General features: G+C 76.0%; 11 protein-coding genes. 9 read left to right on the forward strand and 2 right to left on the reverse strand.

Annotation, left to right across the window (positions count from 1 at the left end):
- The 7 genes from WCS02_RS12825 to WCS02_RS12855 form a co-directional block, all read left to right on the forward strand.
- Positions 1 to 1,341: helix-turn-helix transcriptional regulator (locus WCS02_RS12825; RefSeq protein WP_340293815.1), on the forward strand; the 1,341-nt coding region annotated here is incomplete at its 5' end.
- Positions 1,342 to 1,438: 97 nt separating this feature from the next.
- A complete protein-coding gene (locus tag WCS02_RS12830; RefSeq protein WP_340293817.1) occupies positions 1,439 to 1,798 on the forward strand; it encodes a hypothetical protein in 360 nt (119 codons plus the stop codon).
- 68 nt (positions 1,799 to 1,866) lie between these two features.
- Positions 1,867 to 2,046 carry a hypothetical protein gene (locus tag WCS02_RS12835; RefSeq protein ID WP_340293820.1) on the forward strand — a complete coding sequence of 60 codons (180 nt, stop codon included), beginning with the start codon at positions 1,867 to 1,869 and terminating at the stop codon, positions 2,044 to 2,046.
- Positions 2,047 to 2,078: 32 nt separating this feature from the next.
- Complete coding sequence (tatA, locus tag WCS02_RS12840) at positions 2,079 to 2,363, forward strand: Sec-independent protein translocase subunit TatA (RefSeq protein WP_340293823.1); 285 nt, start codon at positions 2,079 to 2,081, stop codon at positions 2,361 to 2,363.
- 32 nt (positions 2,364 to 2,395) lie between these two features.
- Positions 2,396 to 3,220 (forward strand): twin-arginine translocase subunit TatC, encoded by an 825-nt coding sequence (gene tatC / locus WCS02_RS12845; RefSeq protein ID WP_340293826.1) that lies wholly within the window; start codon positions 2,396 to 2,398, stop codon positions 3,218 to 3,220.
- Positions 3,221 to 3,286: 66 nt separating this feature from the next.
- Positions 3,287 to 4,285, forward strand: a complete 999-nt coding sequence (locus WCS02_RS12850) for a diacylglycerol kinase family protein (RefSeq protein ID WP_340293829.1) — start codon at positions 3,287 to 3,289, stop codon at positions 4,283 to 4,285.
- Positions 4,286 to 4,294: 9 nt separating this feature from the next.
- Complete coding sequence (locus WCS02_RS12855; RefSeq protein WP_340293831.1) at positions 4,295 to 7,078, forward strand: DEAD/DEAH box helicase; 2,784 nt, start codon at positions 4,295 to 4,297, stop codon at positions 7,076 to 7,078.
- A 24-nt stretch (positions 7,079 to 7,102) separates the two neighbouring features.
- Here WCS02_RS12855 and WCS02_RS12860 read toward each other — a convergent pair whose 3' ends face one another.
- Positions 7,103 to 8,038 (reverse strand): 5'-3' exonuclease, encoded by a 936-nt coding sequence (locus tag WCS02_RS12860; RefSeq protein ID WP_340293833.1) that lies wholly within the window; start codon positions 8,036 to 8,038, stop codon positions 7,103 to 7,105.
- A gap of 105 nt (positions 8,039 to 8,143) precedes the next feature.
- On the opposite strand from WCS02_RS12860, the gene WCS02_RS12865 reads away from it, so the two are divergent.
- Together WCS02_RS12865 and WCS02_RS12870 are read left to right on the forward strand one after the other, a co-directional pair.
- Positions 8,144 to 9,349, forward strand: a complete 1,206-nt coding sequence (locus WCS02_RS12865; RefSeq protein WP_340293835.1) for an acyl-CoA dehydrogenase family protein — start codon at positions 8,144 to 8,146, stop codon at positions 9,347 to 9,349.
- Between the two features lie 112 nt (positions 9,350 to 9,461).
- Entirely contained in the window at positions 9,462 to 9,929 is a 468-nt protein-coding gene (locus WCS02_RS12870; protein WP_340293838.1) for an Lrp/AsnC family transcriptional regulator, read from the forward strand.
- On the opposite strand, the gene WCS02_RS12875 is transcribed toward WCS02_RS12870, so the two are convergent.
- The coding region (locus WCS02_RS12875; protein ID WP_340293840.1) for a GGDEF domain-containing protein at positions 9,892 to 11,020 on the reverse strand (1,129 nt) is incomplete at its 5' end. The genes WCS02_RS12870 and WCS02_RS12875 overlap by 38 nt on opposite strands.

Here is an 11,020-nt window from a genome sequence, read left to right on the forward strand (position 1 = left end):
CTGCGGCCCGGGCGCGGCGGCCGGCTCCGGGCGATGGCGGTGCGCGGGGGGCACGACCCCGGCGACGGCGAGGAGGTCGAGCTCTGGCTGCGGGGCGGCCCGGGGGAGCCGGTGTCCGGGTTCGTCGTGGAGGCCGTGGCGTCAGCGGGCGTCGACGTGGCGGTGCTGGAGCCCGACGAGCTGCGCGACGCGGTCCGCCGCCAGTGGCAGGGCGTGGCGGCGGCGCACGAGGGTCCCGTCCCCGAGGGCTCCCCGCCGCCGGCGGACGACGAGGCGCCCGGCCCCGTGGTCCACGGCGCCGGTGCCACGGAGCGCCTCAGCCGGCTGCTGGCCATGGTCCCGTTCGTCCTGCGCCGCGAGGGCGTCACCCTCACCGAGCTGGCCGAGCACTTCGAGGTCCCCGAGAAGCAGGTGGTCAAGGACCTCGAGCTCCTGTTCGTCTGCGGCACCCCCGGCCACCTGCCCGACGACCTCATCGAGGCCGACTGGGAGGGCGGCGTGGTGCGGATCGGCAACGCCGAGCCCATCAGCCGGCCGCTGCGCCTCACGTCGGAGGAGGCGGTCGTCCTGCTCCTGGGGCTCCGCCTGCTCGCCGACGTCCCGGGCCCGCACGACAGGGCGGCGGTCACCTCGGCGGCCGACACCCTGTCGGCGCTCACCAGCGGCCAGCAGAGCCCGCTCGGGCTCATCCCCGACCCCTACGGGCCCCCGACCCACGCGGCCACCGTGACGACGGCCCTCGTGCAGCACCGCCGGCTCCGGCTCCGCTACCTCAGCGCGGGCCGCGACGAGCTCGCCGAGCGGGAGGTCGACCCGTACCGGATCGTCTCCGACGCGGGCCGGCACTACCTCGAGGGCTGGTGCCACCGGGCCGAGCAGGTGCGCCTGTTCCGGCTGGACCGGGTCGTCCAGGCCGAGGTGCTCGACGTGCCCGCCGGCCGGGGTCCCGCCGCCCAGCCGCACGAGCCGCGGGCCCCCGGCGGCCAGGTCCCGCACGGCGCCGCCGACACCTCGGTCGTCCTGCGGCTGCACCGCGGCGCCCACTGGGTCGCCGAGCACTACGCCGCCGTGCCGGTGGTGCGCGCCGGCCACGACGCCCCCGCCCCGGAGGGCGCCCTGGACGTCAGGCTCCGGGTCGCGGACCCCGAGCGGGTCGTCCGCCTCGTGCTGGGCCTGGGGGGCCGGGCGGAGGTGCTGGCCCCGGGGGCGGTCCGTGCCGCCGTCGCCTCCGCCGCGGCAGCCGCGCTGGCCCGTCCGGCCCCCGCCGGGGCCACGGTGGGTGCGGCCGGCGGCGTCCCGGTGGCCGGGCCCGGGGGGGCCGACCGTCACCCGTCCGGGTGAGCCGTTCAAGTTCTCGCCGCGCCGTGCCGAACGGGTTCTCATGGGAGCCACAGAGGCGCCCCGCGAAGGCCCCGGAGGGGCCGAGGAGGAGGGTGAGATGACGGTCATCAAGGCGTCCTGCCCGTCGTGCGGTGATGTCGAGCTCACCCCGCGACAGGTCCGGCTGGTGGTGTGCTCCCTTGAGGAGCGCAGCTTCTACAGCTTCACGTGCACCGCGTGCAACGACGTGGTCCGCAAGCCCGCGGGCGGCGACGTGGTCGCGCTCCTGCGCACCGGCGGCGTCCTGCCGGAGCGGTGGGTCATCCCCGCCGAGGTGCTCGAGGTCCACGAGGGCCCCGCGCTGTCCCACGACGACCTGCTCGACTTCTGCCTGTGGCTGGAGTCCGCCGACCTGCTCGCCGCGGCCGCCTCGGCCGTCGACGGCGGCCGCACCGCCGGGGAGTCCGCGACCCTCTGAGCGCCCTGCCCGCGCGGTGACCCCGTGCGCGGTCGGACCCGGCCCGGCGACCGGCTAGCGTGTCGGTCGTGGGCTGGTTCCTGATCTGCGCGGCGATCGCGCTCCTGGGGCTGGTCTACCTGTTCTTCCACGCCCGCGCCGTGTGGCGGAAGGTCCGGCTGCTCCTGGCCGAGCTGGACGCCGCGGCGCGCCGCGCGGAGGAGGCGTCACGGCCCGGGCGGCCATCCGGTGCGCCCGGGGCGACGTAGACTCGGGTACATCCACCTATGGAGGTAGGCGCATGCTCCGGAACCTCTTCGACCAGCCGCTCGCGCTCGTCGTCATCCTCGTGCTCGTCGTCGTGCTCTTCGGCGCCTCCCGTCTCCCCAACGCCGCCCGCCAGGTCGGCCGGTCGATGCGGATCTTCAAGTCCGAGGTCAAGGAGATGAAGAACGACGGGAAGGACGAGACCGCCAACAAGCGTGCCGCCACCGACCCGCTCGAGGGCCGCGTCGTCTCCGAGGAGCACGGACCCGTGGTGGACCCCCTCGACGAGCGGGCCGACACCGTCCGCCGCGACCTCTGAGCCTCGCCCACCCCTGCTGACGGCGACCTCCCGTGCTCCGGCGTGCCCGCAACCCTGAGGGGCGGATGCCGCTGCGCGCCCACCTGGTGGAGCTGCGCAACCGCCTGATCGTGGCGGGGATCGCCGTCCTCGTGCTGGCCGTCGCCGGGTGGTACGTGTACGAACCGCTCATCGCCGAGCTGGTCCGGCCCCTGCAGGTGGCCTCGGACGTCAACGGCCAGGAGCTGGAGCTCCGCTTCGGCTCGCCGACCGAGGCCTTCGACCAGCGGATCAAGCTGTCGCTGTGGATCGGCGTCATCGCCTCGAGCCCGGTGTGGATCTACCAGCTGTGGGCGTTCATCACGCCGGGCCTGACGAAGAAGGAACGCTGGTACGCGGTCGCGTTCCTGGCGGCGTCCGTGCCCCTGTTCCTGGCGGGCATCGCGCTGGCGTGGCTGGTGCTGCCGAACGCGTTCATCTTCCTCACGGGGCTCAACCCGGACGAGGTCGGCAGCCTCTTCGACTTCAGCCTCTACCTGGGGTTCGTCACGCGGATCGCCCTGGGCTTCGGCATCGCGTTCCTGCTGCCGGTCGTCATGGTCGCGCTCAACTTCGCCGGCCTGGCCAGCGGGCACGGGCTGCTCAAGGGCTGGCGGGTGGCCATCGTCGCCTCGTTCGTCTTCGCCGCCATCGCCAGCCCGACCCCGGACATCATCGTCATGTTCGCCCTCGCCACCCCCATCGTCGGGCTGTACTGGATCGCCGTGGCGATAGCGGTGCTCAACGACCGCCGCCGGGCCCGCCGCGACGGCACCGCGGGCCTGGCCGACCACGAGGCCTCCGTGCTCGAGGACGACGAGGCCTCCCGCATCGACTGAGCGGCGGCTGCCCGGTCCGCGGGCGCCGCGACCGGCGACCGCCCGTCCCGCCGGTACCCTCCGCCCGTGGAGCACCCCCCCGGCCTCGACCTCGGCGACGCCCGCACCGACCGGACCGGGTCCCGCGTCGTGCTGGTCGTCAACCCCTCGAGCGGGGCAGGGCGCGGGGCCGCCGTCGGCGACGCGGCGCTGACCCGGCTGCGCGGTCTGGGCCACCAGGTCGAGCAGGTGGTGGCACCGGACGCGGCGACCGCCGAGCGCCTGGCCGCCCGGGCGGTGGCCCGCAGCGGGTCCGACGCCGCCGACGCCCTCGTGGTCGTCGGGGGCGACGGGGTCGTCCACCTCGGCCTCAACGTCGTCGCGGGCACCGGGGTCCCGCTCGGGGTGGTGCCCGCCGGCACGGGCAACGACCTCGCCCGGGCCTGGGGGCTGCCCTCGGACCCCGTCGCCGCGGTCGACACGGTCGACGCGTGCCTGCGGCTGCGGTCGGTGCGGCGCCTGGACGCGGTGCGCACGGTTCCGGTGGACGGCGCGGGCGGGGGTCCCCGGTGGGTCGCCGGCGTCGTGGCCGCCGGCTTCGACGCCGTGGTCAACGAGCGGGCCAACGGCTGGCGCTGGCCGCGCGGGGCGGCCCGCTACAACCTGGCCATCGCCCGGGAGCTCCCCGTCTTCCGCCCGGTGCCGTACCGCCTCGTGCTCGACGGCGACGTGTGGGAGACCGAGAGCCTGCTCGTCGCGGTCGCCAACACCGCCAGCTACGGCGGCGGGATGCGGATCGCCCCGGACGCCTCGGCGACGGACGGGCTGCTCGACGTGGTCGTCGTCCGGCCGGTGCCGCTGCACCGCTTCGTGCGGCTGTTCCCCAAGGTCTACCGGGGCACCCACGTCGAGCTCGACGTCGTCGAGGTGCGCCGGGCCGCGACGGTGGAGGTCACCGTCGACGGCGGCGGGCGGCACCCGCGCCCGATCGTCGCCTACGGCGACGGCGAGCGGCTCGGGTCGCTGCCCCGCCGGTTCACCGCGACGCCTGGCGCCGTCGCGGTCCTCGCGCCGCTCCCGACGTAGCCTGGGGGCATGTCCAGCCCCGCGGAACGGTTCGCTGCCGCACGGGTCCGGCGGGAGCGGGAGACGTCCCCCCTCGGACGCTTCGTCGCCTCCCTGGAGTTCGAGCCCGACGACTTCCAGACCGAGGCGATGCAGGCCGTCGCCGACGGCCACGGCGTGCTCGTCGCCGCGCCGACCGGGGCGGGCAAGACGGTGGTGGGGGAGTTCGCCGTCGACCTGGCGGTCCGCACCGGGCGCAAGGCGTTCTACACGACCCCGATCAAGGCGCTGAGCAACCAGAAGTACGCCGACCTCGTCGCCGTCCACGGCGCGGACGCGGTCGGGCTGCTGACCGGCGACGTCTCCGTCAACGGCGAGGCGCCGGTGGTCGTCATGACCACCGAGGTGCTCCGCAACATGATCTACGCGGGCTCGCCGACCCTGGCGGGGCTCGGCTTCGTCGTCATGGACGAGGTGCACTACCTGGCCGACCGGTTCCGGGGCGCGGTCTGGGAAGAGGTGATCATCCACCTGGCCGAGGACGTCCAGCTGGTGTCCCTGTCGGCGACGGTGAGCAACGCCGAGGAGTTCGGCGAGTGGCTCGCGACCGTGCGCGGCGACACCCGCGTCGTGGTGTCGGAGCACCGCCCCGTGCCGCTGTGGCAGCACGTCCTCGTCGACACCCGGCTGCACGACCTGTTCGTCGACCCCGACGGCGACCCCGTGCTCGGCCTGCCCGGCGAGGCGCCGGGCATCGTCAACCCGGAGCTCGTCGCGCTCGCCCGCGAGGACTCCCGGTTCGAGCGCCGCTACAAGGGCCGGCCGCAGCGCGGCGGGACCCGCCCCCGCAAGCGCGGCACCCCCAGCCGGGCCGGCGTCGTCGAGGCGCTCGACAAGGACGGCCTGCTGCCGGCGATCCACTTCATCTTCAGCCGCAACGGCTGCGACGCCGCCGTCCGGCAGTGCCTGGCCTGGGGCGTCCGACTGACGACTCCCGGCGAGCGCGCGGAGATCCGCCGGGTCGCCGAGGAGCGCACGGCGGCGCTGCCGGACGCCGACCTGGGCGTGCTCGGCTGGTCGGAGTGGGTCGAGGCGCTCGAGCGGGGCCTCGCCGCCCACCACGCCGGGCTGCTGCCCGCGTTCAAGGAGACCGTCGAGGAGCTGTTCCGCCGCGGCCTGGTGAAGATGGTGTTCGCCACCGAGACGCTCGCGCTCGGGGTCAACATGCCGGCGCGCTCCGTCGTGCTGGAGAAGCTCGTCAAGTGGAACGGCGAGCAGCACGTCGACGTCACGGCGGGGGAGTACACCCAGCTGACCGGCCGGGCCGGGCGTCGCGGCATCGACGTCGAGGGCCATGCGGTCGTGCTGTGGAGCGAGGGCCTGCAGCCGGACCACGTCGCCGGGCTGGCCTCCACCCGGACGTACCCGTTGCGCTCCAGCTTCGCGCCGACGTACTCCATGGCCGTCAACCTCGTCGCGCAGGTCGGCCGCGAGGGCGCCCGGTCTGTCCTCGAGCTGTCGTTCGCGCAGTTCCAGGCCGACCGCGGCGTCGTCGGGCTCGCCCGCCAGGTCCGCAAGCAGGAGGAGGCGCTGGCCGGCTACACCGAGGCGATGGCCTGCCACCTCGGCGACTTCGAGTCCTACCACCGGCTGCGCACCCGGATCTCCACCACGGAGAAGCAGCTGTCCAAGCGGGCCGGGATCGACCGGCGGGCCGACGCCGCCGCCACCCTGGAGCGGCTGCGCCGCGGTGACGTCATCGACGTGCCGACCGGCAAGCAGCGCGGCTGGGCCGTCGTCCTCGACCCGGGCCTGCACGCCGACGGTCCGCGGCCCACGGTCCTCACCGCCGACCGGCAGGTCCGCCGGCTGGACCCGGTGCTGTTCCCCGCCGCGGTGCAGGTGGTGGCCACGATCAAGGTGCCCAAGCACTTCGACGCCCACGACACCAAGGCCCGCCGGGACCTCACGAGCAGCATGCGCAACGCGCTCGCGGCCGTGGGCGGCGGCACGGTGGCCCCGCCCCAGCGCCGGCGCGGCACGGGCGACGAGGGCGTGACCGGTCCCGGCGAGCTCGAGCTCGTCCGGCTGCGCCGGGAGCTGCGCGCCCACCCCTGCCACGGCTGCGCCGACCGTGAGGACCACGCCCGGTGGGCACAGCGGCGCGACGAGCTCGAGCGCGACCACCGCTCGCTGCAGCGGAAGATCTCCGGGCGCACGGCCGTCATCGCCCGCACCTTCGACCGGGTGTGCGAGGTGCTCGACGAGCTCGGCTACCTGGACGGGGAGCAGCTGACCCCGGCGGGGGAGCGGCTCCGCTTCGTCTACACGCAGTCGGACCTCCTCGTGGCGGAGTGCCTGCGCACGGGGATCTGGGAGGGCCTGGACGGGCCGTCGCTCGCCGCCGTCGTGTCGACGCTGGTGTTCGAGGCCCGCCGCGAGGTCGAGGGCGTCGACCCCCGCCTGCCGGGCCGCGGCACCGCGGAGGCGTGGACCGACACCGTGCGCGCGTGGTCGGCGCTCACCGACCTCGAGGCCGACCACCGCGTGCCGCCGACCCGCGAGCCCGACCCGGGCTTCGCCGCGCCGGTGTGGCGGTGGGCGCAGGGCCAGCCCCTGGAGACGGTGCTGCGCGAGAGCGACCTCAGCCCCGGCGACTTCGTCCGCTGGTGCCGGCAGACCCTCGACCTGCTCGACCAGGTGCAAGCCTCGGCCGAGCGGGGGAGCCCGCTGCGGGCGGCGGCGGGAGACGCGATCGCCCGGGTGCGTCGTGGCGTCGTCGAGTACTCCCTGGGCGCGACCAGCCCCGCCTGAGGAGCCGGCCCGGCGGCTGCGCTGTCAGGCGGCGGGGCCGGCGCGCAGCAGGTCGGCCAGCCGGGCGACCTGCCGGGCGCAGCCCCACCGCTCGCCGAACGCCTCGAGCCGGCCGTCGTCGACCGGGGTGCCGAGCAGCCAGCTGTCCTCCGCGGCGGGCTCGACCGGTGCGTCGGTCACGCAGCTCACCACCTCCAGCGCCTTGACGACGTAGGTGAGGGACTCCACGAGCCGGGCCCGCCGTGCGGGGCTCATCGGGCGGGACGGGTCCGCCGCGGCCGCCATGACGGCGTGCAGGTCACCGTGCTGGCGGAGCAGGTCGGCGGCGCTCTTCTCGCCGATGCCGGCGATGCCGGGCAGGCCGTCGGACGGGTCGCCCCGCAGCACGGACATGTGCAGGTATCCGCGGCCGTCGGCCACCCCGTACAGGCGCTGGAGGTCGGCGGCGGTGAGGGCCGGCGCGTCCCGGACGCCCTTGCCGACGTAGACGACCCGCACCCCGGCGTCGTCGTCGACGAGCTGGAGCAGGTCCCGGTCGCCGCTCACCACGTCCACGGCGCCGCGGCCCGCGTCGGTCCAGCGGCGCGCCAGGGTCGCGCACACGTCGTCGGCCTCGAAGCCCGCGGCCTCGACCCGCGCCAGACCGAGCAGCGACAGCGCCTCGGCGACCAGCGGCACCTGCGGGGCCAGCTCGTCGGGCACCTCCTCGTCGCCCTCCTGGGCGACCCGGTGCGCCTTGTACGACGGCAGCAGGTCCGTGCGCCACGCCGGGCGCCAGTCGGCGTCCCAGCAGGCGGCGTACGCCTCGGGACGGAAGCGTTCGAGCAGCATCGCCGTCATGTCGAGGTAGCCGCGCAGCGCGTTGACGGGCGTCCCGTCGGGGGCGCGGACCGACGACGGCACGCCGTAGAAGGCCCGGAAGTACAGGGTGGCGGCGTCGACGGCCAGGAGCGTGCTCACCCGGGCCACCCTGCCAGCCGGGGCGGTCGGCGGATACTGTGCTGCTGCCGCCACCCCGGCACCCGCGCCATCCCCGCGACACCCCTCCCACCCCGAGGACCAGACGTGACCGGTCGACGACGACCCTTCCCGGTGCCCGAGCGGCGCCTGCCCACCGACGAGGCCGCCGAGCTGCTCGCGCTGGTCCGGGAGATCGCCGAGGGCGAGCTCGCCCCCGTCGCCGCCGAGGCCGAGGAGCGCGCGGCGAGGCTGCAGGAGTACCCCCGGGACACCTACCGGGTGCTCGGCAAGGCCGGCCTGCTGGGCCTGCCCTACCCGGAGGAGCACGGGGGAGGCGGCCAGCCCGCCGTCGTCCACCTGCAGGTGCTGGAGGAGCTGGCCCGCTGCTGGGGCACGGTGGCCATGGGGGTGAGCGTCCACGTGCTGGCGTGCCACGCCCTGGCGCGCGCCGGGACGCCGGAGCAGGTGCGCCGGTGGCTGCCGGACCTGCTCGGCGGGGACCTGCTCGCCGCCTACTGCCTGTCCGAGAGCGGCTCGGGCTCCGACGCCGCGGCCATGCGGACCCGCGCCGTCCGCGACGGCGACGGCTGGGTCCTCACCGGCGGCAAGGCGTGGATCACCCACGCCGGGATGGCCGACGTCTACACCGTCTTCGCCCGCACGAGCCCGGTGGCCGACGGCGGCCGCGCCTCCGACGGCATCAGCGCGTTCCTCGTCCCGGCCGACGCCGCAGGCCTGTCCGTCGCCGCACCGGAGCACAAGATGGGCTTCGCCGGCTCCCGCACCGCGCAGGTGACGTTCGACGGCGTCCGCGTCGGCGCCGACCGGCTGCTCGGCGAGGAGGGCCGCGGCTTCGCCGTCGCCAAGTCCGCGCTGGACGCGGGCCGGCTGGGCATCGCCGCCGTGGCGGTCGGGCTGGCGCAGGGGGCGCTCGAGGACGCCGTCGCCTACGCCAGGGAGCGCGAGCAGTTCGGCCGGCCCGTCATCGAGTTCCAGGGTCTCGGCTGGATGCTCGCCGACATGGCTACCGCCGTCGCCGCGTCGCGGGCGCTCTACCTCGACGGCGCGGCCCGTCTCGACGCGGGGGACGACCCGGTGCGGGTCCGGGCGGCGGCGTCGATGGCCAAGACGTTCTGCACCGACCAGGCGGTCCGCGTGACCACCGACGCGGTGCAGGTGCTCGGCGGCGCCGGGTACGTCACCGACCACCGGGTCGAGCGGCTCATGCGCGAGGCCAAGCTGCTGCAGATCGTCGAGGGCACCAACCAGGTGCAGCGGGTCGTCGTCGCGGGGGCGCTCGCCCGCTCCTGACGCGGGCGGGTGCCGGGGGCCCCGCCGCGCGGCGGCACCGGTCGGTCGTCGAACGGGGCAGCGTCGGAGATCGTTGCACCGTCGTGACCAGGTGCGTGGCTAGTCTGCGCCGGTGACCGCCGCTGACAGCAGGGCCTCCGTCGACGACCTGGACCGGGCCATCGTGCGCGCCCTCGCCTCCGACGGGCGGATGTCGTACACCGACCTGGGCAAGCTCACCGGGCTGTCCACGTCCGCGGTGCACCACCGGGTCCGCCGGCTCGAGGAGCGGGGCGTGCTGCTCGGCTACCGGGCCGTCGTCGACCCGGGCCTGCTGGGCCTGCCGCTCACGGCGTTCATCTCGCTCACCCCGCTGGACCAGGCCGCGCCCGACGACGTGCCGGACCGGCTGCGGGACCTGGCCGAGGTGGAGGCGATCCACGCGGTGGCGGGCGAGGCCAACTACATGATCAAGGTGCGGGTACCCACGCCGTCGACGCTGGAGAACCTGCTGACGACGATCCGGCAGAAGGCCGACGTGTCTACCCGCACGACGGTCGTGCTCAGCACCCCGTACGAGGACCGGCCGCCGCGGGTCTGACGCCGGTGCCCGCGCGTGCCCCGGGCGGGCCTGCCTGGCGGACCGGCAGGGCGTGCGACCGGCGCCCCTGCTTGACCCTCAGCATCGCCGCGTCCGCGCGGGCCAGCACCTGCTCCACCGACGCGTCGCCGTCCAGGTGGGCCGAGCCGGTGCTCGCCGCGACGCCTGCCTCGGACAGCGCCCGCGACAGCCCGGCCACCCGTGCCGGGAGGTCGTCAGGACCGCAGCCGGGCAGCAGGACGGCGAACTCGTCGCCGGCCAGCCGGGCGACCAGGCCGTCGACGCCGACGGCCGCGCGCAGCGTGGCCGCGGCCAGCGCCAGCAGGGCGTCCCCGGCGGCGTGGCCGCGCGAGTCGTTGACCTGCTTGAGCCCGTCGAGGTCGAGGAACAGGACGCCCAGGTGCTCGCCGGTCCGGCGGGCGTCCTCCCACGCCTGCCGGGCGGCGGACAGGAACGCCCGGCGGTTGGCCACGCCGGTGAGCTGGTCGGTGAGCGCGGCCAGGCGTACCCGGGCCTGCGCGTCGGCGAGGCGCCGCATGGTGCGGGCGTGGGTGACGTGGAGCAGGGCGGCGACGCCGAGCGCGCAGCCGAGCGTCATGACGTTCCAGATCCAGCCCACCGGGTCGCCCTGGGAGGCCATGACCACCGCCCACACCACCACGGTGGCCGGGCAGACCACGGCCACCTGCACGTGCGAGGGCAGCGCGCCGCCGGCCGCGACCAGGCAGAGGACCATCGGCAGGGAGGCCCACGGGGCGGGCACCACATCCGCGTAGAGCACCATCTCGCCGCACACCACGACCAGGGCCAGGCACAGCAGCGCCGAGGCGTGGCGGGCGACGGCAGGGCCCAGGGCGGCCGAGCGGTCGGCCCGGCGCAGCGCGGCGAACCCGACGGCGAGCACGACGCTGACCAGCGTCATCGTGCGGCCCGCCGGCGACGGCAGCAGGAGCAGGTGCGCCGGGGCGACCGCGACGTGCAACCAGGCGCAGGCCCGGACCAGGTCGCCCAGGTCGGTGCGGGCGGTGGCCGCGCCGTCCAGCACCGGGTCCCCGGCGGCGGGGCCCGGCGCGTCGACCGCGGGGGCGGGC

Origin of the sequence: Aquipuribacter hungaricus (assembly GCF_037860755.1) — a bacterium.
GTDB classification, from domain to species: Bacteria; Actinomycetota; Actinomycetes; order Actinomycetales; family JBBAYJ01; genus Aquipuribacter; species Aquipuribacter hungaricus.